This is a genomic window from Cellvibrio mixtus subsp. mixtus J3-8 (assembly GCF_000766945.1).
Taxonomy (GTDB): Bacteria; Pseudomonadota; Gammaproteobacteria; order Pseudomonadales; family Cellvibrionaceae; genus Cellvibrio; species Cellvibrio mixtus_A.
Map to the genome: position 1 here is coordinate 905429 of NZ_KN266207.1, position 25943 is coordinate 931371.

Annotated in this window: 19 protein-coding genes and 1 tRNA gene; 5 read left to right on the forward strand and 15 right to left on the reverse strand. The window is 44.2% G+C overall.

Going from position 1 to position 25943, the window contains the following annotated elements:
• From A596_RS08780 to A596_RS08795, 4 genes are read right to left on the reverse strand one after another with little or no spacing between them, the layout of a single operon-like run.
• On the reverse strand, window positions 1-891 hold the full coding sequence (locus A596_RS08780; RefSeq protein WP_039913763.1) for an ABC transporter permease: 891 nt from the start codon (window positions 889-891) through the stop codon (window positions 1-3).
• A 2-nt stretch (window positions 892-893) separates the two neighbouring features.
• On the reverse strand, window positions 894-1829 hold the full coding sequence (locus A596_RS08785; protein WP_039913764.1) for an ABC transporter permease: 936 nt from the start codon (window positions 1827-1829) through the stop codon (window positions 894-896).
• 7 nt (window positions 1830-1836) lie between these two features.
• The gene (locus A596_RS08790; protein WP_084128160.1) at window positions 1837-3444 is read right to left on the reverse strand and encodes a peptide ABC transporter substrate-binding protein; all 1608 of its coding nucleotides are present in this window, start codon (window positions 3442-3444) and stop codon (window positions 1837-1839) included.
• Window positions 3445-3474: 30 nt separating this feature from the next.
• Entirely contained in the window at window positions 3475-5538 is a 2064-nt protein-coding gene (locus A596_RS08795; RefSeq protein ID WP_039913767.1) for a M3 family metallopeptidase, read from the reverse strand.
• A 266-nt stretch (window positions 5539-5804) separates the two neighbouring features.
• On the opposite strand from A596_RS08795, the gene A596_RS08800 reads away from it, so the two are divergent.
• Together A596_RS08800 and A596_RS08805 are read left to right on the forward strand one after the other, a co-directional pair.
• Window positions 5805-6422, forward strand: coding sequence for a hypothetical protein (locus A596_RS08800; RefSeq protein WP_052417353.1), 618 nt, complete (start codon window positions 5805-5807; stop codon window positions 6420-6422).
• A 29-nt stretch (window positions 6423-6451) separates the two neighbouring features.
• The gene (locus A596_RS08805) at window positions 6452-7408 is read left to right on the forward strand and encodes a sensor domain-containing diguanylate cyclase (protein WP_084128218.1); all 957 of its coding nucleotides are present in this window, start codon (window positions 6452-6454) and stop codon (window positions 7406-7408) included.
• A 54-nt stretch (window positions 7409-7462) separates the two neighbouring features.
• Here the strand turns inward: A596_RS08805 and A596_RS08810 are convergent, their stop codons facing one another.
• The 9 genes from A596_RS08810 to topA form a co-directional block, all read right to left on the reverse strand.
• Window positions 7463-9328 carry a SurA N-terminal domain-containing protein gene (locus tag A596_RS08810; RefSeq protein WP_039913771.1) on the reverse strand — a complete coding sequence of 622 codons (1866 nt, stop codon included), beginning with the start codon at window positions 9326-9328 and terminating at the stop codon, window positions 7463-7465.
• Window positions 9329-9524: 196 nt separating this feature from the next.
• Window positions 9525-9797 carry an HU family DNA-binding protein gene (locus tag A596_RS08815; RefSeq protein WP_039914522.1) on the reverse strand — a complete coding sequence of 91 codons (273 nt, stop codon included), beginning with the start codon at window positions 9795-9797 and terminating at the stop codon, window positions 9525-9527.
• 203 nt (window positions 9798-10000) lie between these two features.
• A complete protein-coding gene (gene lon / locus A596_RS08820) occupies window positions 10001-12421 on the reverse strand; it encodes an endopeptidase La (protein WP_052417354.1) in 2421 nt (806 codons plus the stop codon).
• A 154-nt stretch (window positions 12422-12575) separates the two neighbouring features.
• Window positions 12576-13874 carry an ATP-dependent Clp protease ATP-binding subunit ClpX gene (gene clpX, locus A596_RS08825; RefSeq protein ID WP_039913773.1) on the reverse strand — a complete coding sequence of 433 codons (1299 nt, stop codon included), beginning with the start codon at window positions 13872-13874 and terminating at the stop codon, window positions 12576-12578.
• Between the two features lie 130 nt (window positions 13875-14004).
• Window positions 14005-14643 (reverse strand): ATP-dependent Clp endopeptidase proteolytic subunit ClpP, encoded by a 639-nt coding sequence (gene clpP / locus A596_RS08830; protein ID WP_039913775.1) that lies wholly within the window; start codon window positions 14641-14643, stop codon window positions 14005-14007.
• Window positions 14644-14820: 177 nt separating this feature from the next.
• On the reverse strand, window positions 14821-16134 hold the full coding sequence (gene tig, locus A596_RS08835; RefSeq protein ID WP_039913777.1) for a trigger factor: 1314 nt from the start codon (window positions 16132-16134) through the stop codon (window positions 14821-14823).
• A 67-nt stretch (window positions 16135-16201) separates the two neighbouring features.
• A tRNA-Leu gene (locus A596_RS08840) sits at window positions 16202-16286 on the reverse strand.
• A gap of 165 nt (window positions 16287-16451) precedes the next feature.
• Window positions 16452-16976, reverse strand: a complete 525-nt coding sequence (locus A596_RS08845) for a DUF6586 family protein (protein ID WP_039913778.1) — start codon at window positions 16974-16976, stop codon at window positions 16452-16454.
• A 65-nt stretch (window positions 16977-17041) separates the two neighbouring features.
• Window positions 17042-19663, reverse strand: a complete 2622-nt coding sequence (gene topA / locus A596_RS08850; protein WP_039913780.1) for a type I DNA topoisomerase — start codon at window positions 19661-19663, stop codon at window positions 17042-17044.
• A 360-nt stretch (window positions 19664-20023) separates the two neighbouring features.
• Between topA and A596_RS08855 the strand changes: the two genes are divergently transcribed.
• Window positions 20024-20707 carry a hypothetical protein gene (locus tag A596_RS08855; protein ID WP_235425653.1) on the forward strand — a complete coding sequence of 228 codons (684 nt, stop codon included), beginning with the start codon at window positions 20024-20026 and terminating at the stop codon, window positions 20705-20707.
• Here A596_RS08855 and A596_RS08860 read toward each other — a convergent pair.
• Window positions 20699-21205 carry a hypothetical protein gene (locus A596_RS08860; RefSeq protein WP_039913783.1) on the reverse strand — a complete coding sequence of 169 codons (507 nt, stop codon included), beginning with the start codon at window positions 21203-21205 and terminating at the stop codon, window positions 20699-20701. The genes A596_RS08855 and A596_RS08860 overlap by 9 nt on opposite strands.
• A gap of 88 nt (window positions 21206-21293) precedes the next feature.
• On the opposite strand from A596_RS08860, the gene A596_RS08865 reads away from it, so the two are divergent.
• A complete protein-coding gene (locus tag A596_RS08865; protein WP_084128162.1) occupies window positions 21294-21752 on the forward strand; it encodes a universal stress protein in 459 nt (152 codons plus the stop codon).
• Window positions 21753-21780: 28 nt separating this feature from the next.
• On the opposite strand, the gene A596_RS08870 is transcribed toward A596_RS08865, so the two are convergent.
• Window positions 21781-23700, reverse strand: coding sequence for an ATP-binding cassette domain-containing protein (locus A596_RS08870; RefSeq protein WP_039913784.1), 1920 nt, complete (start codon window positions 23698-23700; stop codon window positions 21781-21783).
• Between the two features lie 162 nt (window positions 23701-23862).
• Here A596_RS08870 and A596_RS08875 point away from each other — a divergent pair, with 162 nt between their 5' ends.
• On the forward strand, window positions 23863-25851 hold the full coding sequence (locus A596_RS08875) for a transglycosylase SLT domain-containing protein (protein ID WP_039913786.1): 1989 nt from the start codon (window positions 23863-23865) through the stop codon (window positions 25849-25851).
• Window positions 25852-25943: the final 92 nt, after the last annotated feature.

A 25943-nucleotide genomic window follows, 5' to 3' on the forward strand; every position in this document is an offset into this window, starting at 1 on the left:
TTAATCCCTGGATGCTCTTGGATCTAATGCATCACGCAAACCATCCCCCAGGAAATTGAGAGAAAAAAGCGTAATTGTTAATATCAAACCAGGGAAAAATAACAACCAGACATACTCTTCCATCACTTCAACTCCGCTGGCGATTAATGATCCCCATGAGCTTGCTGGCGGTTGTATCCCCAACCCTAAAAAACTTAAAAATGATTCAAGCAGGATCACACTGGGGATGGTCAAGGTTGTATATACAATGACGGGGCCGAGTACATTGGGAATTAAATGGCGTGAAACGATTCGCGCAGGCGATAACCCCATAGAAATAGCAGCTTCAACAAATTCCTGCCTTTTGATCGCCAATACCTGGCCACGGACTATACGAGCCATGGTTAGCCATTCTACCGCCCCGATTGCAAGAAATAGCAACAGGAGGCTACTGCCAAATACAACCGTTAACAGAATGATGAAGATGGTAAATGGTAAAGCATAAAGAGCATCAACAATTCGCATCATTACTGCATCGGTTCTACCACCAACAAAGCCGGCAATCGCCCCCCACAAAACACCAATGGTTAGTGCGACTGCTGTGGCGATAAAACCTACTGCCAATGAAATACGGCTTCCGTACATAATCCGAGTGAGTTGATCGCGACCAAGGATATCGGTTCCCAACCAATGTTGAGCCGATGGCGGTGATGCGCCGAGCTCCAAATTCTGTTCTTCGTAAGAATAAGGCGCAATCCACGGGGTTAATAAAGCAATAACAATTAACGCTAATAAAAAATAAAGACCGAGCATGGCCATTCTATTTTTTCGTAAACGTGCCAATGCATCCTGTGTTAACGAACGCCCTTTTTCCAGTTGTGAAAGCTCGGGAATTTTGATGACCTCAGACATAACTATCCCCTTGCCTCCAGCTCTTGGCGCAATTTTGGATTGAGCCAAACAAGTACTATATCGGCGAGCAAATTAAATAAAATAATTAGAAATGCAAAAAATATAGTGCACCCAAGAATCATTGTGTAATCGCGATTAAACGCAGCAGTTACATAAAACCTGCCCAATCCGGGAATCTGAAAAATAGATTCAACAACAAAGGAGCCGGCCAGCAATCCAGCAATTGCTGGCCCCAGAAATGAAATTACCGGGGTAATTCCGCCGCGCAACGCATGCACAAACACAATACGGCTCGTAGACAATCCCTTTGCGCGGGCTGTACGAATATAATCTTGCGAGAGAATATCCAACATTCCACCTCTACTAATACGGGCAATGTAAGCTGCATATACAGAGCCAAGCGTAATTGAAGGTAATATTTTGTCACCCGGAATTTCGCCCCATCCTGCAACGGGAAGCCAATCCAGCCAAATGCCAAACACTAATAGCAAAATCGGACCCAATACAAATGTAGGCATGCAAATTCCTACCATTGCCGCCGACATTGGAATGTAATCCTGCATACTATTTGTTTTTAACGACGCGATAATACCGGCCGTTAACCCCGTAACCAATGCAAAAATTAATGCATAGAAAGAGAGCTCCAACGTTGCGGGAAGGCCGGCAGCTATAAGGTCATTTACAGTGTGGCTCGGATATTTGAACGATGGCCCTAAATCGCCCTGAACTACATTCGCAATGTAATCCAGGAATTGTTTCCATAACGGATCATCAAGGTGGTAGCGTTCATTTAAATTTTTTATCACTTCGGGGGGAACTGCGCGATCTTCATCAAATGGCCCTCCTGGTGCAGAACGGATCATTATGAAAGTCACAAGTGACACCATAAAAAGCACCGGTATCGCTTGTAAAACACGTCGTACAATAAACATAAACATGCGTGTTTTACTCCAGGTATATCTGCTTGAATGAATAATAATCCATCGGATTGTCGTACCAGTTCTTCACTGATTTTGATACCAGGCGATTCCAGTGATAAGTGTATAGCGGCAAAATTGGAACCTCATCTACAAGAATTTTGTCTGCCTTCTGAAAATAAAACATACGTTGTTCCGGATCAGCCTCCAGTGCCGACGCGCGAATTAATGAATCATATTCCGTGCTTGCAAAACCGGTTTTATTATTACCATTGCCGGTCGTAAACATTTCCAAAAATGTAAACGGATCAAGATAGTCCCCCACCCAGGATGCCCTATCAATTTCATAATCCATTTGGCGTTCACGGTCCAGGAATACTTTCCATTCAACATTTTCCAAACTTACTTCAATACCCAATTCCTTTTTCCACATTTGTTGAATAGCCATGGCAACATTTCGATGTTCATCGTTGGTGTTAAATGCAATGGTTAACGTTGGAAAACCTTTTCCTTCCGGAAAACCCGCTTCAGCGAGCAGCTTTCTAGCCAGATCGGGATCGTAGGGCATTTTTGCTTCAGGTACGTAAGAATTTGGATCAGGTGCAGTTAATGCATAGGCGGGTTTTTGACCAAACTTGGTGACATACTCAACTATTTGGTGTCGGTTAACGCTATAGGCAAGGGCTTTGCGAACACGCAGATCATTCAACGGTTTTATAGTGGTGTTAAAACGATAAAAATAAGTTGCAAAATTTTGAAAGGAACGCAGAACGCCATCATTTTTTGCTTTGTAATACTCTAATTTATCGCGCGGCAAATAATAGGTGATATGCAATTGCCCGGCCCTGAACATACGTTCTTCTACCGTATATTTAGGAATTGGATAAAATCTTATTTCATTAAGTTTTACATTGGCCGCATCCCAATAATAAGGATTACGTTTGACGGCGATATATTTTGTTGGAATCCATTCAACGGGAATAAATGGTCCATTGCCTACAAAATTTTCCGGGCGAGTCCATTTTGTACCTCGCTCGTCTATTGCACCAAATTTTTCAATAGTGGGGATATGCAGTGCAAATGCGCTGTGATGGGCGAGTAACTGCAGGAAATAAGGAGTCGGTGCTATGAGTTCGACATCCAGGATTTTTTTATCAAATGCTTTAACACCGACATCTTCGAAACCAATTTTTCCTTCGTGAAATGCCTGGCCATTTTTTACTACGTATAACGATGTTGCGTATTGGTTACCTAACGCAGGCAGAAAGCTTCGCCGCCAGGATTGCACAAAATCATTTGCAGTCAGGTCATCGCCATTTGACCATTTGGCATTTTCCCGGATATAAAATCTATACTTTGTTCCATCTTCTGATATATCCCACCGTTCCGCTACACCCGGCACCACCTTAAGCGTTTTAGGATCCCTTGCGACCAACCCTTCGAACAACGCTGCCTGCACACGTGACTCGGGCATACCAGTGGTGACTTGCGGATCCAGATCGGAGATTTCATCGCCATTTGCAATATGCAAAATCTGCTGCTCATTACCTATATCAACCAGTTTTTGCGACTTTCCACAACCAGATAGCAGGCCAGCAGCCATTACACAAATCATCAGCCATCGTATCGCATGCATAAATATAACTCTGTCAGAAGTTAATAATCATTATTTTGAAAGGTCTTTTGCAAATGCATCAAAACTGTAAGGTCTTCCAAGAAAATCCTCTACCAATTCAGATGCATCTTTTTTTCCACCGGGCGCTAATACTGTTTCGCGATACCGTTGAGCCAATTCAGCATTACGCAATCCTTTTTTCACGAATTCACTGTGCATATCAGCAGCAATAACCAATGACCACATATAGGTGTAATAAAGAGACGAGTAACCATTTAGGTGGCCAAAACTGGTATAAAAATAGGTATCGTCCACATAACCAAAAGGTGAATACGAAGATTGTATTTCGGCCATTTTTTTGTTTAGGTCAAGCGTGGCAGGATCCTGATTATAAAAACCCAACGATAATGCAGCATAGAAGAGTTGATGCTTGGTCCACATTCCTTTGCCAAAATCGCGCGCTGCAACCATCTTTTTTACCAGTTCAGGAGGAATTACTTCACCTTTCTCGTTACGTGCAAACTTGGCCAATGTCGCAGCATCCCAAACCCATTCCTCTAACATTTGCGAAGGTGCTTCAACAAAATCCAATTCAGTTTTGGTACCAGAAAAATAAATCCAACGCTGATCCACGCCAGCGAAAATATCGTGCATTAGATGGCCGAATTCATGTAAAAAAGTTTCGACATCGGTGTGTTCCATTAAACCGGAAGGGAAATTACAAACCAGGGCTGCTTCTGGTAATTGAAGGTCTTTGAGCCCGCTGGTTATTGAAAACTGGGCCGCATGTTTGTATTTGCCATCACGCGGATGCATATCCAGGTAGAAACGGCCAATCACTCTTCCCTTCTCAACAATTTCATAGGCGGTTACTGTTTCGTGCCAAACCTTGGTATTCCAGGGGCGAATACTGATACCAAACATGGTCTCCATTAAATCAAAAATTCCTTTACGAACATTTTCGTATTGAAAATATTGGCGCACCTCCTGGGAGTTGACCTCGTATTTTTCTTTCTTGACCAAATGTTCTAAATAGAGTTTCTGCCAATCCGCAACTACCTTGGCTGATGGATCTATTTTTTGTAGCCGTTTCAATAATTCGTTGTATTCGATCTCAGCGCGAGGATTAGCCAGTGTAGAAACTTTGTCGATAAATGATTGGGCATTAGCCGGATTCTTAATCATTTTATCTTCGGTGATATATTCTGAAAAATTTTTATAACCTAACAGCTGTGCTAATTCATAACGTTTTTCAAGCAGCTGTTGTAAGACCTTTTTATTTTCCGGATAGGCCTGCTGCCTGAAAATTACATAGAATTTTTTTCGCAATGCATCATTTTCGGCAAACTGCATAAAGGGGACGTAATCAGGATATGCAGTGGTAAGAATTATTTTCCCTTGTGCATCAGGTTTATGCGCATCAATATAATCTTGCGGCAATCCACTCAAATCACCAATAGAATCAAGAACCAACTGACGCGCGCCATCACGTATATTTTTATCGAACTGCTGGCCTGTTAAATTAATTTCTTCATTTAGTGCTTTAATACGTGCGCGGGTTGCATCATCTTTATCAACACCCGAACGCTTATAATCGAGCAACATACGCTCAACGAAACGGCGATCCTGTTCATCCAGGACATTTTTATCAATCTTCGCAATACGATTATAAAGTGGGCGCGACAGACTGATTTCACTAATTAATGAGACCAGATTTTGCTCGCACTGCTCAGCGGCAGTACGCATTTCCGGATTCGGATGAACATTGGCATAAAGGCTGGACAGGTTCATTTGCCGATCAAGAATAATATCCACAGCATTAATACTTTGTAGCAAATCTTTCTGGCTGTAATTTTTGGATGACGATAGGTCAGCCATATAAGCCTGTACCTTTACGTAATCATTCTGACAATTATCCAAATAGCTTTTGGCGTTTTTATCTGCCGGTGCAGTCCAGGTAATTGCGGTTGCATCGTTTGGTACGGCCTCACCCGATTTGGAGGGCAGAGTTGAGGTGCAGCCATTCAGGAGGATGCCAATTAGTGCGCATAGAGGTAATTTGCTTACAGATATGGCTGTGAGGAACAATCTGTTTGAACCCAGGAACAACGTCATAACACCCCTCCAGTATCAATAAATGGTTTTCCCGCGCTGCAATATCGCCGGTGAACGAGGCATGGTAGTACAGTTTTCAATACAAACAAAGAGGATAAAATTGCTTAATCATTAAGGACTTATGTGATATTTTTCGCGTTTTCCCCGCATTTGGATGGGTTAGCCATCGGCAATTTGCTTTCCATACTGAGTTTCCCAACAAATTTACAGATTGCTGCTAAGCTTCAGTTAAATCCCTAGAAAACGCCTATAACTAGATTTGAATTATGCGTGATTATTTACTGACTGAAGATCAACGTGATTGCCTTCAGGAAATTACGAATGTTGCCATGGGACAAGCGGGCTCACACCTGGCTCGCCTGCTGAATGTTTTTGTCGTTTTATCCATTCCCCACGTTAGCGTATTAAATCCAACCGATATTGCGATGGCGTTGCAATCACTGAACAGGGAAGGGAAAGACGATATCGTTCACGGCGTTTGCCAGGGATTTATCGGTGGCGGCATAGCAGGTGAAGCCATGCTTATTTTTCATGGCACCGATTTTGAAGACTTGGCCAAGCTGCTCAAATATGACCGCATTCCTGATGAGCAAGCGCAATATGAACTATTAATGGATACAGCCAATGTGCTTAATGGGGCCTGTTTGCGCGGCCTGGCAGAACAGCTTGACACCCATTTCAGCTTCGGACCACCAATGTTACTGGGACAACACTGCAACATTACCGACCTTCTCCAAAATGACAATATGAAATGGAAACAAGCCCTGGTCGTTGAAATTAATTACGCTATTGAAAATCACAAAATCAACTGCGATTTATTACTCGTTGTAGCTGAACATTCGATTCATGGATTAATTGAAAAACTCAATTATTTACTTGATTAACTTTGGGCATTTAAAGACAAACGATGGCAATGAGCGACGAACTCAATAAGTTATTTAAAGATGTCCATTGGCAAATGGACATCTTGCAAAATATCGATGTAGGTTTAGTGGTGATGAACCAGGACTACACGATTGAAGTTTGGAACAGCTTCATGCAAAACCATAGCAGCAAAGCACCTGAGGATGTGCTGGGAAAAAGCTTGTTCCAGGTTTTCCCTGAGCTACCAGAGCAATGGTTTCGCCACAAGGCCCAAGCTGTTTTTGTATTACAAAACGCCACATTTACCACTTGGGAACAGCGCCCTTTTCTATTTCGTTTTCCTCATTACCGCCCTATTACTGGCACTGCGGAATACATGTATCAAAACAGTACCATTATCCCTCTGGCAGACACCAAAGGCATTGTTGGCCATATCTGCCTGATAATTTATGACGTAACCGATACAGCTGTTAATAAACTTGCACAACAGCAAGCAAACAAACAGCTTCAGAACCTGAGCCGTACCGATCATTTAACTGGTTTATTTAATCGTGGTTATTGGGAGTTACGTTTAATTCAAGAATTCAAACGTTATGACCGCTATGAGCAATCCTCTAGCCTGATAATGCTCGACATAGATCATTTCAAGAAGATTAATGATAAGTATGGCCACACGGTTGGAGATGAGGCGATCCGTGGAGTAAGCCGCGCAATAAAAGAACAAGTCAGAGACCTTGATATTGCCGGGCGTTACGGCGGAGAAGAATTTGCAATAATCCTAACCAATACCGACGGAGATGGAGCGTGTGTTTTTGCTGAACGTTTGCGCAACACAGTTGAAAATCTGACAGTTTATGCAGAAGGGCACGAGATTAAATTTACTATTAGCCTGGGAGTCGCAGAAATGAGCAACCAGGTCAGGGATCATCGAAACTGGATTGAAAGAGCTGACCATGCCCTGTATCGCTCAAAGGAAACTGGTCGAAATCGTTGCACAATGCTTTGACGAACAATAAAAAAGGCTTCAAATGAAGCCTTTTTTATTAGGTGGCGGATGATTTTACTCTACGGTAGCAGCATCTTTTAATAGTTTTTGATAGCTCGCAAAATCGTTACGGCCATAAATACTACCTAGCTGAGCTGTAATAGCTGTCTTTTGTTCTGGCGTAACTTTATCAAAGCTGCCAGCAGTTACACTCTCCAGGACAACAACTGCTAAATCTCCCGAACCAGTTAGAGTGCTGCCATAACTATTGGTGCCTGCCTGTGGCTTGCTCATAGTGAAGGCATAACGCAACACATCAGCATCAACTTCAGCATTACTTCTAGCGGCAGCTTTAACTTGCTTTAACTCAACTCCATTAGCCTTGCTTAGCTCCTCAAATTTTCCGCCAGCTTTTAATTCAGCAATTAGCTTGGTTGCCTGATCATTCAAAAGTGTACGCGCTTTCTGATCTTTAAGGGTATTAACGATTTGCTCCTTCACATCAGCAATAGGTCTAACCTGTTTTGGTTTGTAATCTGTCTTTTTCAATACGATGACATTGCTTGAATCAAGCTCAATAACATCACTGCTATTACCTTCCTGCAATACTTCCTGAGAAAAAGCCGCTTCCGAAACTTTTGGATTTGCCAATAGATCTTTGCCTTTATTACGCTCGAACAAACCGGAATTCTGTACTTTTACTCCCAACTCATGAGCTACATCAGCAAGGCTTTCTGCGTTATAAGCCAAATCCCGCAATTTTTCTAATTGTGCTACAAATAATGTTTCAGCTTCAGCACGCTTCAACTGCTCCTCTACACTAGCTTTTTGCTCTTCAAATGTAGGAGGTTCAGATCCTTTTTCTGCTAGTAATTTAATAAAATGAGTACCTGCATCAGTTTTAACCGCTGCCGAAGTTTGCCCTACTTTTAACGCAGCCAATGCAGTTTCAAACTCTGCCGGGAAAGCATCTCCTTTTGTAAAACCAAGATCCCCACCCTGCTCTTTGCTTCCCAAATCGTCAGAATATTCTTTTGCCAGCTTTGCGAAATCTTCACCGGCTGCCAATTTTTCAGTCACAAGTTTGATTTTTTCTGCATTATTATTTTCAATCAAGATATGCGCTGCATGACGCTCAGTCGCTGCAACAAAGGATGATAAGTTTTGTTCGTATTGCTTGCGGATTTGTTCTTCAGTAACAGAAACAGTTTTAACTAACTCTGAAACACTCAAACTAATGTAATCAACAGAAACTTGTTCATCACTAGTAAATGCCTGCTGATTAGCATTGTAGTAAGTTTGAATTTCATTCTCATCAATCGTGATACCTTCGCGAATTTTTGCAGAAGGCAATATCACATAAGATAAGTCTCGAGACTGGAAGCTCAACGCCACAATATCATTAAGCTGCGCAGGAGTTGCAAAAGCAGTAGCAGTCAACCCGGATTGAAGCTGGTTTATAACCAGCTCTTCGGAAAGCAACTTCGTATAAGTGCCATGCGTATAACCCATGTTACGCAACAATTGTTGATAACGATTATTATCAAAAGCGCCTGATTCATTTTTAAATTGCTGCGAATTGCTAATTTGTTCGTGAAGATAATTATTCCCGATTGTCATACCTGAACCATCGGCCGCTTGAAACAAAACTTTGCGCTGGACAAGATTCTCAATAACAGGTTTACGCAAATATTCATCACTCAAAAATTCAGCAGGAATTTGATCTCCATAGGTATTAAGCATTTGTTGCTTTTGATTTCCTATTGCTCGCGCAACATCAGTCTCGGTAATTACTTCACCATTTACTTTTGCGGCCTGATTAGCTGAAGTGTCCCAATTAAATAGAGCCTCAACACCAGTGAGAGCAAAAATGATTACAAGAAATCCAATTAAAATAAAAGAGATAACGCCTCTGGAATTGTCTCTGAGGTTCTGTAACATTTTAAACTCCTAGCTTGGAAGAAAGCGTTTTGCGCAAAAGGTATCGCACAAAGAAACCTAATAATTAATTATTCGATGTTAAAAGGCATTAATTTGTAATCGTTAAATATATATACAAAAGCCACATCACTAAGAAAAAGGCGCATATAAATGCGCCTTTTTGCATCTCCGATTATTTATCGGAAATAACTATCAATCAATTGACAGCGTCTTTAAGAGCTTTACCGGGTTTGAATCCAGGTACTTTTGCTGCAGCAATTTTAATTTCCGCACCTGTTTGAGGATTACGTCCAGTACGAGCAGCGCGCTCTTTCACTGCAAACGTACCAAAGCCTACCAGAACAACAGAATCACCATTCTTCAGGGCACCAGTGATACTTTCCACTACCGCATCCAAGGCACGTCCGGCAGCTGCTTTAGGAATATCCGCAGATGCGGCAATAGCTTCAATCAGCTCAGTTTTGTTCACACTTAACCCCTTTTGATTATTTGTTTCTAAAAACACAGCACAAATTAATGTCGCGAATAATTTACTTGGCTGCGCAGCAAATGAATTGCGATTTATACCAACAGTGTCGGAGAGGGTCAAGGAAAGCTTACAGCTTTACACAAAACCCGCCGAACACTGATCACAAAACAACCTGATGCACCTTTTTTGCAATAAAGCACTCTTTAATGCGTATTTAACCGAGCGTCTGTTTCTGGCGCTTTTTGCGCCGCCTTTTCCAGGGCCCGATACTCTTCATCACTGAGTGGCTTGGGATGGAATTGCAGAGCGATATCAAGAACCTCATCAATCCATTTAACAGGCTTAATCACTAAATCTGCTTTTATGTTGGCCGGAATCTCTTTCAGGTCACGCTCATTATCAGCAGGAATGATAACAGTCCGGATTCCTCCGCGATGTGCGGCTAGTAGCTTTTCTTTCAATCCGCCAATGCGAAGAACTTCGCCACGCAAAGTGATTTCTCCTGTCATGGCTACATCTGCTTTGACAGGTATACCGGTCAATACAGACACCAACGCGGTACACATAGCAATGCCCGCACTTGGCCCGTCTTTCGGAGTCGCACCTTCAGGAACATGTATGTGCACATCTACCTTTTCATGATGGTCTGGTGCGATACCCAATGCCTGACCTCGAGAACGAACCACAGTTAGTGCAGCTTGAATGGACTCTTGCATCACATCACCGAGGGATCCAGTCTTAATGATCCGGCCTTTACCAGCAACTGCAGAGGATTCAATTGTGAGCAACTCTCCCCCGACTTGCGTCCAAGCCAATCCGGTCACCTGACCAATCTGATCTTTACTCTCGGCTTTGCCAAAATCAAATTTTCTAACGCCTAACAAATCCTCAAGCAAATCACTGCCAATAATATCTGCCTTATTGCTTTTACCTTTTACATGAAGCGTAACTACCTTACGGCAAATTTTAGCGATTTCACGTTCAAGTCCGCGAACCCCAGCCTCGCGAGTGTAGTAACGGATAATATCTTTAATTGCTTCGTTTGCGATTTTGATTTCAGATTCTTTCAGTCCATTGGCCTTCATTTGCTTGGGTATTAAATAACGCACTGCGATATTTAATTTTTCATCCTCGGTGTAACCAGGAATTCGAATAACTTCCATCCGATCCAATAATGGGCCGGGAATATTCATCGAGTTGGATGTACAAACAAACATCACATCAGATAAGTCGTAATCAACTTCTAAATAATGATCATTAAAATGACTATTTTGCTCTGGATCCAATACCTCCAATAAAGCGGATGCAGGATCACCACGATTATCCATTCCCATTTTGTCAATTTCATCAAGCAAGAAAAGCGGATTCTTTACACCTACTTTCGCCATTTTCTGAATTAACTTTCCTGGTAAAGAGCCAATGTAAGTCCGGCGATGCCCGCGAATTTCCGCTTCATCGCGCACACCACCAAGCGCCATGCGAACAAACTCACGATTAGTAGCTCGTGCAATGGATTCACCCAATGATGTTTTACCAACCCCGGGAGGACCCACCAGGCAAAGGATTGGTCCCTTTACCTTCTTAACACGCTGCTGGACAGCCAGATACTCCAGGATTCGCTCTTTTACCTCTTCCAAACCGAAATGATCTTTATTTAGCACCTCTTCAGCCCGGACTAAATCATTTCGCACCTTGCTGCGCTTACTCCAAGGCACCTTGATCATCCAATCAATGTATGCGCGGAGAACCGATGCTTCAGCGGACATTGGTGACATCATCTTTAATTTGTTGAGCTCAGTGCGCGCTTTTTCTTCTGCGTCTTTTGGCATGGCGGCAGAGAGAATTTTCTTTTCCAGTTCATCAACCTCATTTACCTCTTCACCCAACTCTCCCAATTCCTTTTGAATAGCCTTGATTTGTTCATTGAGGTAATACTCACGTTGACTTTTCTCCATTTGCTTTTTAACGCGCCCACGGATTTTCTTTTCAACATGGAATAAATCCACTTCTGCATCCATTAAATCCAGCAATAATTCGATGCGGGCATGAATATCAGCAATTTCCAATATGGATTGCTTCTTAGACAAATCCAAAGACATATGCGCCGCAATTGTATCGGCCAAGCGCCCAGGTTCATCTATTCCTGATAATGACGTAATAACTTCGACAGGGACTTTTTTGCTCAGGTTTACATACTGTTCAAATTGGCCGATTGCAGAGGCAACCAAGGCGCGCGCCTCTGCCCCTTCAACATTGGGGCCTGTAACAATTTCTGCATTTGCTTTAAAGAACCCACCAACATCTTCTATCGATTCAATCCTGGCGCGCTCTCGTCCCTCAATCAAAACCTTGACGGTTCCGTCTGGTAACTTAAGCAACTGCAATATGGTTGCCACCGTTCCAATTTCATATAAATCTTCAGCCTTGGGCTCATCTTGCTGGGGATTTCTTTGCGCTACTAAAAGTACCTGCTTATCTGCAGCCATAGCCCTTTCCAGGGCCTCAATGGATTTGCCTCTTCCAACAAACAAAGGCGTAACCATATGCGGATATACAACTACATCACGCAACGGCAGTAAGGGAATATCAGTAATACGGGGTTCGAGTGGGGTTTCAGCGACCATTGGATCCTCTCTTCTCTGGCGGCAGCTATAACTGCCATAGAACAAGATTGGGGGCAAAAAGGGGCAATTACAAGTTTACCGGAGGAGAAAAAACAAAAAGAGCGCTAAATTGCGCTCTTTTTGTTTTTCCTGAATAAAAATCACTCAGGATTTATTATTCATCAGCTGCAGCTTTTGGTTGCTTTTCAGCAGTTTCATATACCAACAATGGCTCAGACTCGCCTTTTATAACTGACTCATCAACTACAACCTTGACAACATGCTCTTCAGCTGGAATTCGATACATCGTATCAAGCAATACCGATTCCATAATTGAACGTAGACCACGGGCACCGGTCTTACGCTCAAGTGCGCGCTCCGCAACCGCGTCCAACGCATCCGTCCTGAAATCAATTTGAACACCTTCCATCTCGAATAATCTTGCATATTGCTTGGTCAATGCATTACGAGGCTCAGTGAGAATTTGAATCAATGCGGCTTTATCTAACTCATCCAATGTTGCGATGACAGGTAAGCGTCCTACAAACTCAGGAATTAAGCCATATCTCACCAAATCCTCTGGTTCCAGATCGTGTAACGTTTCGCCAAAGTTTCTCTTTTCATCTTTGCTCTTAACTTCAGCACCGAATCCAATACCACCTTTTTCCGAACGATCTCGAATAACCTTGTCCAGCCCCGCAAAAGCTCCACCGCATATAAATAGGATATTTGATGTGTCTACTTGTAAAAACTCTTGCTGGGGATGTTTACGTCCACCTTGAGGAGGAACAGATGCAACAGTACCTTCAATTAACTTTAACAATGCCTGTTGGACACCTTCACCCGACACATCTCTGGTGATTGATGGATTATCGGACTTACGAGAAATTTTATCGATTTCATCAATGTAAACAATACCTTGCTGCGCCTTTTCAACATCATAGTCGCACTTTTGCAACAATTTCTGAATGATGTTTTCTACATCCTCACCCACATATCCCGCTTCGGTTAGGGTAGTAGCGTCTGCAATTGTAAAGGGGACATCCAGTAATCGAGCAAGCGTTTCTGCAAGCAAAGTCTTACCACTGCCTGTAGGACCAACTAAAAGGATATTACTTTTGCCTAACTCAACTTGCTCTTTATCTTTGCCGGCCTTGTCACCAAAACGCAAACGCTTGTAATGATTATAAACAGCTACCGCCAATACCTTCTTGGCCCTCTTTTGACCAATTACATATTGATCAAGGATTGCTGATATCTCATGCGGTTTCGGCAATTTTTCTGAATTGCCTTCAGTGGCATTTTCCTGAATTTCTTCGCGGATAATGTCGTTACACAAATCAACACATTCATCGCAAATGAAAACGGATGGGCCCGCAATTAGCTTACGAACCTCATGCTGGCTTTTGCCACAAAAAGAGCAATACAGTAACTTTCCGCTTTTATCACCTGAGTCACTAGTGTGATCGGTCATTGGCCCACTCCATCAAAATTTCTATAACAATTGTCAGGTCGAAGAGCCAAATTTCAAGCTATCAGAGTAGAATTTGGCACTTTTCTCACCTTTTATCTTGACTAAAAATCAAAAAATTTGACAATTAAAGCTATTTGGTTGGCTGAATTCGCTTTTCAATAACCGCATCAACCAAGCCATATTCTTTAGCCTGGTGCGCAGACATGAAGTTATCGCGCTCAGTGTCTACTTCTATTTTCTCAATTGGTTGACCCGAATGGAAAGCCATCAGTTCATTCAATTTAGCCCGAATTTTTAGTATTTCTTGCGCCTGAATATGAATATCGGATGCTTGCCCTTGAGCGCCACCGCTTGGCTGATGAATCATTACACGTGAATTTGGTAGACAAAAACGCTTACCCTTCGCTCCCGCATTTAACAAGAATGCACCCATGCTGCATGCCTGACCGATGCACATAGTGCTGACATCTGGTTTTATAAATTGCATGGTATCGTATATTGACATCCCAGCCGTTACTGAACCGCCAGGAGAGTTGATATATAAATGAATATCTTTATCCGGATTTTCAGCTTCAAGAAATAATAGTTGAGCAACCACAAGATTCGCCATGTAATCTTCTACAGGCCCTACTAAAAATATAACGCGCTCTTTCAGCAATCGGGAATATATGTCGAAAGACCGCTCCCCCCTTGCCGTCTGCTCAATAACAATAGGAACTAAACCGCTATTAATTGTAGAAGAATGGGAATTCATATATTCGTATGACATCGTGCATTTTGTCCTTAAGCGGGCTTTTATAGCATCGCCAAATTTGAGAACTGTTAGGTTTTGACATTAGAGAGCTTAACCCGTGATGGGATTATATGCCAGTATAAAGAGGGATTTTGGGAGGTATTCGAAGAAGGGAAAGCTGCAAAACGAGTGTTTTGCAGCTTTTTTAAACAATTAACGCTGAGCGTTGGCTTTAATGATTTCGTCGTAGTTGGTTTCCAAATCAACAACTTTCGCCTGACCTAAAATATAATCAACTACCTGGTCTTCAAGAACTGCCGATTCCACACCAGCCAGCAACTCCTGGTTACCGTTATAGTATTCAACAACTTCTTTAGGCTCTTGGTATGTAGAAGCAATTTCTTCAATCATTGCGCGGACACGCTTGGCATCCGGCTTAAGTTTATTAGCTTTTACAATTTCGCCAACAATCAAACCCAGAGTAACGCGGCGAGTAGCCTCTTCCTGGAACATAGTGTCCGGAAGCAAAGACTTCACATCAAAATTTTGCTGCTGCCCACCAAATCGTTGCAACATTTGATTACGCAAAACCTCAACTTCATTAGCAACTAACGCTTTCGGCACTTCAGTGGTATGAGAAGCAATTAACGCATCCATTACCTGACCCTTTACCTTGGCTTTAAGCGCATTAGCCAATTCACGATCCATATTGGCTTTAACTTCTTTACGGAACTGCTTCTCGCCGCCTTTTTCTACTCCAAACTTTTGGAAAAACTCTTTTTTGAGCTCTGGTAATTGCGCTTCAAAAACGTTATTTACAGTGATAACGAATTCAGCGGCAGCACCTTTCAACTCTTCCGCCTGGTAATCATCAGGGAAGGTTACTGAAACAGTTTTTTTCTCACCCGCTTTCAAACCTACGATACCGTCTTCAAAACCAGGAATCATAGATTTTGAACCCAGCACCAATTTATGGTTATCAGCCTTGCCGCCGGCAAACTCAACGCCATCTTTAGTGCCAACAAAGTTGATATCAACCTGATCACCATCTGCCGCAGCACGATCTACCACAGACCAGGTAGCCTGATGCTTGCGCAACACTTCGATCATGTTGTCTACATCAGCTTCAGTCACCTCAGCCTTATAACGATTAATCTCATAAGCAGAAAGGTCACTAAGGGCAACACTTGGATAAACCTCAAAAGTCGCCACATATTCCAGATCTTGCCCGACAGCCAATTGTTTTGGTTGAATAGAAGGCTGACCAGCTGGTTTTACATTTTCTTTCTGTACAGCAGCGTAGAACGAACGACTAATTACATCACCAACAACTTCTTGACGAATGCCAGCACCAAAACGTTGCTTAACTACAGACAGGGGCACTTTGCCTTTGCGGAAACCTTTAATGCTGACATTGCGAGCAGCTTGCTTCAAACGATTTTCAACTTCGTTTTCAACTTGCTCCGCAGGTACGCCTACTGTCAGGCGACGTTCCAATCCAGATGTTGTTTCAAGTGAAACCTGCATATGTGCCTCGTGAGATAACTAATGTTTGGCGGTCGATCAGGGGCTTATTATAAAACCCCGTAGAATATGGTGCGGACGGAGAGACTCGAACTCTCACACCTTGCGGCGCCAGAACCTAAACCTGGTGTGTCTACCAATTTCACCACGTCCGCATTGGATCACCTTTTCTTACATGGAAGATAGGTGCTGACTAAATCTTACTGCGCATTAACTATTTGATTTTTAATGTTTTTTATAAAAATCATCGGGTCGGTCGCGCGAAGGGTGCTGATTGTGCCACAGTCATTATGTGGCTTCAACTTTTTATGCATTTCTCATTAATACTCAGCGCCAGTTTGACGCTGACGCAAAACCATAGTCTTGAACTCACCAATCCAATTTTTAAGCAATTCAGAATTCAATGCTGTATGAACAGGCTCAACCTGGGTCAAGTCCACAACCTCAATGAAGTTTTCAGCCCCGAAAGCTTTCTTTTCAATTTTTTTTGGGGGGGATTTAAAAACCTGCAAATGATACCGCAGAACATCTCTTAGCCAACTCCCTTCCCGGTTCTCAAGCTCCTGCAATTCAACAACCTCCGACGGGCACTTTCCCAATTCATGCAATGAAGAGGATAGTTCTCCAAGGGAGTTGATGGTTTCAGGATTTTTAATACCATTGTTCTCCGCCAGCTCACGCAAGTAAAAATGGAAAGCTGTATATAAATGAAGCAATGATGACTCATAGGCTGCTTGCCGCTGAAACTGCTGGCCGGCTGTTGCATCAGAAGCATTATCTGCAAGGAAAAGAATTGCTGTAGCGAAACCAAGTTTTTGGTTAACCAGGGATAGGTGATTGCTCATGTAAATAAGTGCGATGAAAAATATGGATGCGAATTAAAATGGCCAGCATTAGCTGGCCATTAATATTATTTCTGTACCTGCCATTTACCAGCGTTATAAAAGGCCTTCCAGCCAGTCGCCTTACCGTTGACCTCGGTCTGGACATATTGCTCTTTCGTTTTACGGCTAAAGCGAATAATTGCCTTATTACCCTCTGGATCTTTGGCGGGAGCCGATAACAGGAAATGATATTTGGGATCAATTTGATCTTTGTATGGCAATAGCTCTTCCACCAGAGGAGCACGGGTTTCACGATTTTTCGGGAATTGACTGGCCGCCAGAAAAAGACCTGCCGCACCATCACGCAAAACATAATGGTCATCCACTTTTTCGCAACGCAATTCCGGCATGGAAATAGGTTCTACTTTTGGCGGTGCCGCTTCGCCACTTTTCAGAAGCTTGCGAGTATTCTTACACTCACTGTTAGTACAACCAAAATATTTGCCAAAACGGCCCGTCTTTAGCTGCATTTCGCTGCCGCATTTATCGCACTCAATTGTCGGGCCTTCGTACCCCTTTAAGCGGTAGGTGCCCTGCTCCACCTCATAGCCAGGACAATCGGGATTATTGCCACAAATATGCAGTTTACGACTTTCATCCAGCAAGTAAGAATCCATCGCAGAATTACAAAGCTTGCAGCGATGCTTTGAACGGAGTTGTCGAGATTCAGCCTCCTCATCCGCTTCAGCATCGATAACCTCATCACCAGACACCAAATTCATTGTATTTTTACAGCGTTCTTTGGGGGGAAGTGCATAACCGGAACACCCCAAAAACACACCTGTGCTCCCGGTGCGAATCTGCATGTTACGACCACAAAGATTGCAAGAAATATCGGTGTTGGTTGGATCATTTGCCCTCATGCCGTTAGAGGAGCTGGATGCAGATTCAAGCTTCTTACTGAACCCCGTATAGAATTCATCAAGTAAATCACGCCAATTCTTACCACCCTGGGCGACAACATCCAAAGCATCTTCCATGTTAGCGGTAAAACCGTAATCCATTAGATCATCAAAACTTTCCACCAAGCGCTCAGTTACTATATCGCCCATTTTTTCAGCATAAAAACGACGATTATCCTGGCGCACATACCCACGCTCCTGGATGGTGGAGATAATTGCGGCATAAGTAGATGGGCGACCAATTGCGCGCTTCTCCAACTCCTTTACCAAACTGGCTTCGGTATAACGCGCAGCAGGTTTGGTGAAATGTTGCTGGGGATTCAGCTTGATGAGTGGCAATACCTGCCCAACTTTCATCTCAGGCAAAACAACATCTTCATCTTTTTTCGCGATTTGCGGCAGCACTTTGGTGTAACCGTCAAAGCGAATTACACGGCCCCGAGTGCGCAACTCGTATTCACCGGCATTAACCACAACACTCGTACTGGTGTATTCGGCAGGGGTCATTTGACAAGCCACAAACTGCTGCCAAATTAACCCATAAAGTCGTTCAGCATCCCGCTCCATTCCACTTAATTGATTGGGCAAAACCTCAACATTCGATGGGCGAATCGCTTCGTGGGCCTCTTGGGCCCCTTCTTTACTTGAGTAGGTAACCGGCGATTCAGGTAAATAAAGTTTGCCATAATGACCAAGAATATAATCGCGACAACCCTCTACCGCCTCCTTGCTGAGGTTAGTGGAGTCTGTACGCATATAAGTGATATAGCCTGCCTCATACAAACGCTGAGCCATCATCATGGTTTTCTTAACACCAAACCCTAAACGAGTGCTTGCCGCCTGCTGCAAAGTTGAAGTAATAAAGGGAGCAGAAGGCTTGGAGTGGGTTGGTTTATCTTCGCGGCTGGAAACTTTATAACTGACGCCCTGCAACGCTTTGACCGCAGCCATCGCCTGCGCTTCATTAATTGGCTTAAACGCTTCATCACCTTGCTTTTTCACTTCGAAACTGGCGACCTGGTTTTTGCCTGCCTGCAAATCGGCAAATAATGTCCAGTATTCTTCCGGGATAAATGCACGAATTTCACGCTCGCGCTCTACCACCAGACGAACCGCAACAGACTGAACGCGCCCGGCCGACAAACCACGCGCAACCTTTTCCCATAGCAATGGCGAGACCATATATCCCACAACCCGATCCAGAAAACGACGGGCCTGCTGCGCATCTACACGATTTTGATCAATAGGGCCCGGGGTTTTAAACGCGTTTTGGATGGCAGTTTTAGTAATCTCATTAAAAACAACACGGCGATAGCGGGATTCATCACCTCCGATTGCCTCACGCAAATGCCACGCGATAGCCTCTCCCTCTCTATCCAAGTCGGTTGCGAGATAAACCGTGTCGGCCTTTTCAGCGAGCTTTTTCAGCTCCTCTACCACTTTTTCCTTTCCGGGAAGAATTTCGTATTGGGCCTCCCAATTGTTTTCGGGATCGATGCCCATACGATTAATCAGTTGGCTCTTACTTTTTTGAGCCTGATAGCGAGCCTTATCCTCTGCAGACATTTTTCTGGTCGCAGCTGCCTGTTTGGCACGCTCTTTAGCATCAACCGGTTTGGCTCCACCGCTGGTTGGCAAATCGCGAATGTGGCCAATACTGGATTTAACGATAAAGTCATTCCCCAGGTATTTATTAATGGTTTTTGCCTTGGCAGGCGACTCTACGATAACTAAAGATTTACCCATGATGGTTAGAAATGTCTCTATATAAAGGAAGGCTGTGCAAGTTGAAAAATATGCCAAACTAATACTGCAGAGCCATCAAAAAGGCTAAACTAGCGTTTGAAGGTGCGCATATATAAGACCTGAGCCGCAAGGGGTCAAGCGATTATTTCCATGAAGACTTATAGCTGAGCTCTGGCAATCACGCAAAATCAATCCTAAGATGGCACTTTAAGCAACTTTAACTTTTGTTATTAACGCATTGATTTAAAAAGAACTTAATAAAAATCATGATTCAAAAACAAAAACCAATAATTTCGCGCTATTGCGACCAACAGACCAAATAGACTACGCATGACCCTAATTGTTGTTCTCGTTTTTTTGATGCTTGTAACACTTGTAGGTGTCAGTGTTATTAACCGCATGCAGCAGCGGCAGCGCGAGCGCCGGCTGCAGCAGCGGCGCTTGCGCAATCAGGCTGATGAATTAAATGAGGTAGTAATTACCCTTGAGCAAACTATCCCTAACCGGGTTATTACCAAACATATCAACGACATGATTATTGGTTTGCAGCAGCAAATGCTGGCGCTTGAAGATAAGAATCCGCAACATATTGAAGCTGCCATTCACAAGAGCGAGCTTTATTCAGAAGAACTTTTGAATCCCCAGACCCGGCCACATATCAGCTACCAGCGTGAGAGTGACGCGCAGATTGCAAAAACGCAGTTACACCTTAATGAAGCTATGCATCTGATAACCCAGCTGGCAGCGCGCGGAGTTATTAATGAAGTCGAATTGGATACATACCTTTCCGAATTGCGTTGGGCTTACCTTATGGTTTCAGTGATGTCGTACATTGGCCAAGGCGAAAAATCCATGGCGATTAGTGATCGCTTTTCCGCTCAGGCTTTTTATCGCAAGGCACAGCAATTACTGATGGAGTCAATGCATCAGGACCCTCGCCGCCTGAAAATGATTAAAGAGTTGAGCGAAATGGTAGACGGTGACCGGGTTGGCCTAAGCAGGGAATTACGGGAGCCAACCTCCGCAGCACTCAAACTACACTGATAAATCCGCAATAGCAGCCGCTTGTAAATCATTCAGCGCCGAGGCTATCAGATCCAATATATCCTTATCCCCTTTTTCACCCCAGAATAGAGCGGTTCCGGCCTCTCCCTGAGTGATAACTGCAATTGAGCCAGGCAATTTCGGCAAATAATCCATTAATTTTGCACGTACCGCTTGATTAGGGCGAATCTCGTTATACCAGTCCCACTCGCGATAAAAATTCCCTTCATGCTCATATTGGGTACGTACCAGAATCCAGGTAGGCAATACTTGCATTGCAGCTGTTGGAGTTAAATAGTAAACCGGCGACATGCCCGGGTCTTCCATATCTGTTTTTAATTTTGGCAGCTTGCGTAAGGTAAAGCGTAGCCCCAATTTCGTGGCATATTGGCGCAATGCCTCTTTACGCTTCTGGGCTGGATTTGGCCGCAACATTGCTATGGGCCCAAGCACGAGTGAAATAGCCAAAATAAGAATTACAAAAAACCAGATATTCATGGACAACCCTAAATATTTACCAAAGAGGAACTAGGCTTAGATTAATCTTGTCACTAGGTTAATCATCCGTCGGAGAGAGGTGAGCATCATGAGTGAATCAATCAGCTACCGCCATATCATTGTAGGTGTGGATTTATCGGAAGACTGTCCTACCGTCATACAACGTGCAGCCGGAATTGCCAGCGCTTGTCGGGCCAAATTGACGTTAGCTTATGTCCTGGAGCCCATCGCATTTGCGTATGGGGGCGACATGCCAGTTGACCTCAGCGGAGTCCAGGAACAACAAGTTCATAAAGCAAATGCCGAATTGGCCCAGCTTGCAAAAACCACGAATTACCCGATCCAGCAGCAGCACGTTTTAGTCGGTCAACCTGCTGCCGAATTGCATTATTTAGCGGAACAGGAATCGGCAGATTTGATTGTTGTTGGTAGCCATGGCCGTAAAGGCTTTGCCCTACTGCTCGGCTCTACCCCAAACAGCGTATTGCACGGCGCCACGTGTGACGTACTTGCAGTATTGGTACGAAAACAAACCGAAGAATCATGAACAGGAATAAAACAATCCGATGATTGGCTTATTCCTGCTGCATATCCTCTAATTCTGCCCAGCGCTCAAAACAATCATCCAATTGCTGTTGGACCTGGGCCAGTTCCTGCAGTTTTTTTTCAACAACAGGGGCAGATTGCGTGTAAAAATCCCCGGCTGTTGTTTCGGCTTGCAACGCAGTTAGTTTACGTTCGAGGCTTTCAATTTTTTGCGGCAACTCATCAAATTCCTTCTGGAATTTATAACTTAGCTTTTTAGTCTTGGGAGCCGCTTTTGCAGTTGTTGCTGCCGGAGCAACTACGTTACTTGTTTCGGGTTTAGCAGCAGTGACTTGCGGCAACTCATCCGCCTGGGTCCATTTTCCTCCCTGGCGAATCCAGTCATCATATCCACCAACATATTCGAGGACATTGCCACGCCCTTCAAAGGCAATAACACTGGAAACTATGTTATTCAGAAACGCACGATCATGGCTGACCAGCAAAATAGTGCCGGAATAATCCGTCAATATTTCTTCGAGCAGCTCCAGTGTTTCAACATCAAGATCGTTAGTCGGCTCATCAAGCACCAATAAGTTCGCCGCCTTACTGAACAATTTAGCGAGTAATACGCGATTGCGCTCACCACCGGAAAGCGCACGCAAAGGTGTGCGAGCGCGCTCACCGCTAAACAGGAAATCACTCAGATAAGAAAAGATGTGTTTGGATTTGCCATCAATATCAATAAACTCACGCCCTTCGGCAATATTATCGACAGCGTTTTTATCCAGATCCAATTGATCGCGCAACTGATCAAAATAGGAGACCTGTAAATTAGTCCCCAAACGAACCGTACCGGATTGCGGCTGCAACTCACCCAAAATTAATTTGAGCAACGTACTCTTGCCCGCTCCATTCGCACCGACCAAACCGATTCGATCTCCACGGATAATACGCGTGGATAAATGTTTAATAATTTGTTTATCACCCCAGGCATAGGAAACATCATTAAGCTCAGCGACCAACTTACCTGAGTCACCGCTGCTGGCGAGAGTAAAGTTAGCTTTGCCTACAACTTCCCGGCGCTCAGCGCGCTCAACACGCAATGCTTTCAATGCACGTACGCGCCCTTCATTACGAGTGCGTCGCGCTTTAATACCCTGACGAATCCACACTTCTTCTTGAGCTAATTTTTTGTCGAACAATTCGTTGTGGCGCGCTTCATCAGCCAATGCCTGTTCGCGGTACACCAAAAAGCTGCTGTAATCACCCTGCCAGTACCGCAAATTACCACGATCCAACTCAGCAATGTGAGTTGCCAATGCTTGCAACAAAGAGCGGTCATGGGTGATAAAAATCAACGCACCGTTGAAAGCCAGCAACTGTTTTTCCAGCCATTCGATGGCTGCGATATCCAGATGGTTTGTTGGTTCATCAAGCAGTAATACATCCGGCTCAAGCACCAATGCCCGAGCCAGTGCAACGCGACGACGCCAGCCACCGGAGAGTTCACGCATGTAACGATCCGCCGGTAAATCCAGACGGGAAATAATCTCTTCCACTTTTTGCTGCAATAGCCAACCATCGCGCGCTTCTATTTGCTGCTGCAATTGCGTCATGCGCGCAAGTTGTGCATCAGAAATTTCAGCACCGTGGGAAAGCGCACGATATTCTGCCAGCAATTGGCCAGTACCATCGCTACCGGCAGCCACTGCATCAAACACCAAACGGTCATCCGCTTCTGGCAAATCCTGCTCAAGGCGCGCAATGCGGATACCGTTTTGACGAATGACTTCGCCTTTATCCAGATCCACCTCGCCGGCGATAACTTTTAGCAGGCTGGACTTCCCAGCACCGTTGCGGCCAATCAAACACAAACGCTGACCTTTTTCGATACTCAGGTCAACGCCATCAAGCAATACTTGCAGGCCGTAACTAAGGCCGGCTTTTTCAATTTTAATCAAAGACATAGAAAGAATAATTCAGGTAGTTTTCCAGCCAAAATGATACTGGCAGAAGCCCCGGTTGGCTGGTATTCTCAATCAATCACGGGATGCGAAAAAAGTGCCGCATCATATCCCACCAGCCAGCCAGAACCAACCCGCACGGTTTTATAATAAATTGAGGTTCCCATGAGGTTTTCGAAAATACTTTGGCCAGTCACACTCAGTGCCAGTGTATTCATCGGCAGTATGACCTTGATCAGCGCCGAAGCAGCAACGACTCCTGCCGCAAAAGCAGCCCCGGCAAAACAGGATCAACGCCAGTTGGAGCGACAACGATATACGCAAGCGCAAAAAGCGCTAAACGCTAAAAATATGGGCGAATACCAACGCCTGGTAAAACAACTGCAACATTATCCCCTGCTGCCTTATCTTGAATACCAGGAGCTCACTGATCGTTTAATCACACTTCCCAAAATAGAAGTGCAATCATTTTTTACCCGTTATCCGGATTCTTATTTATCGGAACGTCTCACCCACCGCTGGTTGCGAACCCTGGCACAGCGCGAGCGCTGGAGCGATTACCTGCATTTTTACGATGCACGTTTAACTGACCCTGAACTCACCTGCCTGCACGTGCGTGCGCGCCTGGCAACTGGCGATAAAACGGCACTTAAGGATGTAGCAGTACTATGGAATATTGATAAAGCCCAATCAAAATCGTGTGACCCGGTTTTTGATGAGTGGAAAAAAGCTGGCCTGATGACACCGGAGTTAATTTGGGAGCGACACAAAAAAGCAGTCAAAGCCGGCAACAAAAGTATGGCGAGTTATTTAAGTAATTTATTACCAACCAGTGTTCGCCCTGCTGCAGTATTAATGCAGGAAGTAGATGCCAATCCACGGTTGCTTAAACAAACTGCAAAATTCTCCAAACAGTCTGTACAAATGAAAGCAGTTATTCTGCACGGACTTGAAAAACTCGCCCGTACCAATGCCAAAGAAGCGCTGGCATTGTGGCATCAGTATGACGCACAACAATTATTCAGCGATGAAGATCGTATTGATATCAAATATGAAATTGCATTGCGCTTGTTGCGCCAGGATCACGAAGCAGATGCTGAAAAATTAGCAGCATCTACACCCAATTTAACGCGCACTGATTTGCTAGAGTGGTTATTGCGCGAATCGTTGCGCAAACAGGATTGGGAGCGCGTTAATGAATGGCTTGCCCGTTTACCAGAAGATGCACGCAAATCCGAGCGCTGGCGTTATTGGCAAGCGCGCACCATGGAGCAGCTTGATATCAAAGAAATAAATGGTGAAACGCCCATGGCGATTTACCAAAGCGTTGCGCCCGCTCGCAGCTTCTACGGTTTTCTGGCGGCCGATAAAACCGGCGGCACTTATCATTTATTAGACAGGCCACTCAGCGTAACTGAACAACAAATTCGCGCGGTTGAAAATTCACAAGGTATGCAACGCGCGCGCGAATTTTTTATGCGCAACGAATTAGCCGCGGCTAGCCGCGAGTATTTTCACAGTGCGCGTCGCATGCCCACAGAACAAATGATTATCGCCGGGCGCCTTGCGGAAAAATGGGGTTGGTATCGCCATGGCATCCAGTTAATGGCTGAAGCCCAATCCTGGGATGAACTGCAAGTACGCTTCCCGATTGTTTACAAAGATCACGTTAACCGTGCCGCCAAACAAACCTCGGTAAACCCGCTGTTTATTTTCGCGGTGACACGCCAGGAAAGTGCGTTTATGCACGATGCAAAATCCACCGCCGGTGCGGTGGGCCTAATGCAATTATTGCCATCAACAGCCAAACATACAGCGCAAAAAAATGGCCTGAGTTTTTCACCGAATGATTTAATCACACCGGAAAAAAATATCGCTTTAGGCAGTCGCTACTTAAATCACTTGCTGGATGTATTTGATGGCAATCGAATACTTGCCGCTGCTGCTTATAACGCAGGCCCATCGCGTGTTAAGAAATGGCTCAACAAAGAAAAGAATTCGCAGCTTCCTTATGACGTATGGATTGAAGCCATTCCCTATAAAGAAACGCGTGGCTACGTACAAAACATACTGTCTTTCTCGGTGATATATGCATATCGACTGGGGCAAGAAACAAATTTTGTTACGCCGGCAGAGGCAACCCGTCACCTGTAATTGACGCCCTGCTCCTGAATGTGTGAGAGTTCGGCTCTCTGAACTTACAGCTCTGGAAAATAAAACGCCGGCATCATTGTGCCGGCGTTTTA

Excerpts from the sequence above, each read along its gene's own strand:
- A596_RS08780 (WP_039913763.1), bottom strand. The coding sequence starts at position 891 with ATGTCTGAGGTCATCAAAATTCCCGAGCTTTCACAACTGGAAAAAGGG.
- A596_RS08785 (WP_039913764.1), bottom strand. The coding sequence starts at position 1,829 with ATGTTTATGTTTATTGTACGACGTGTTTTACAAGCGATACCGGTGCTT.
- A596_RS08790 (WP_084128160.1), bottom strand. The coding sequence starts at position 3,444 with ATGCATGCGATACGATGGCTGATGATTTGTGTAATGGCTGCTGGCCTG.
- A596_RS08795 (WP_039913767.1), bottom strand. The coding sequence starts at position 5,538 with ATGACGTTGTTCCTGGGTTCAAACAGATTGTTCCTCACAGCCATATCT.
- A596_RS08800 (WP_052417353.1), top strand. The coding sequence starts at position 5,805 with ATGCGTGATTATTTACTGACTGAAGATCAACGTGATTGCCTTCAGGAA.
- A596_RS08805 (WP_084128218.1), top strand. The coding sequence starts at position 6,452 with ATGAGCGACGAACTCAATAAGTTATTTAAAGATGTCCATTGGCAAATG.
- A596_RS08810 (WP_039913771.1), bottom strand. The coding sequence starts at position 9,328 with ATGTTACAGAACCTCAGAGACAATTCCAGAGGCGTTATCTCTTTTATT.
- lon (WP_052417354.1), bottom strand. The coding sequence starts at position 12,421 with ATGGTCGCTGAAACCCCACTCGAACCCCGTATTACTGATATTCCCTTA.
- clpX (WP_039913773.1), bottom strand. The coding sequence starts at position 13,874 with ATGACCGATCACACTAGTGACTCAGGTGATAAAAGCGGAAAGTTACTG.
- clpP (WP_039913775.1), bottom strand. The coding sequence starts at position 14,643 with ATGTCATACGAATATATGAATTCCCATTCTTCTACAATTAATAGCGGT.
- tig (WP_039913777.1), bottom strand. The coding sequence starts at position 16,134 with ATGCAGGTTTCACTTGAAACAACATCTGGATTGGAACGTCGCCTGACA.
- A596_RS08845 (WP_039913778.1), bottom strand. The coding sequence starts at position 16,976 with ATGAGCAATCACCTATCCCTGGTTAACCAAAAACTTGGTTTCGCTACA.
- topA (WP_039913780.1), bottom strand. The coding sequence starts at position 19,663 with ATGGGTAAATCTTTAGTTATCGTAGAGTCGCCTGCCAAGGCAAAAACC.
- A596_RS08855 (WP_235425653.1), top strand. The coding sequence starts at position 20,024 with ATGCTTGTAACACTTGTAGGTGTCAGTGTTATTAACCGCATGCAGCAG.
- A596_RS08860 (WP_039913783.1), bottom strand. The coding sequence starts at position 21,205 with ATGAATATCTGGTTTTTTGTAATTCTTATTTTGGCTATTTCACTCGTG.
- A596_RS08865 (WP_084128162.1), top strand. The coding sequence starts at position 21,294 with ATGAGTGAATCAATCAGCTACCGCCATATCATTGTAGGTGTGGATTTA.
- A596_RS08870 (WP_039913784.1), bottom strand. The coding sequence starts at position 23,700 with ATGTCTTTGATTAAAATTGAAAAAGCCGGCCTTAGTTACGGCCTGCAA.
- A596_RS08875 (WP_039913786.1), top strand. The coding sequence starts at position 23,863 with ATGAGGTTTTCGAAAATACTTTGGCCAGTCACACTCAGTGCCAGTGTA.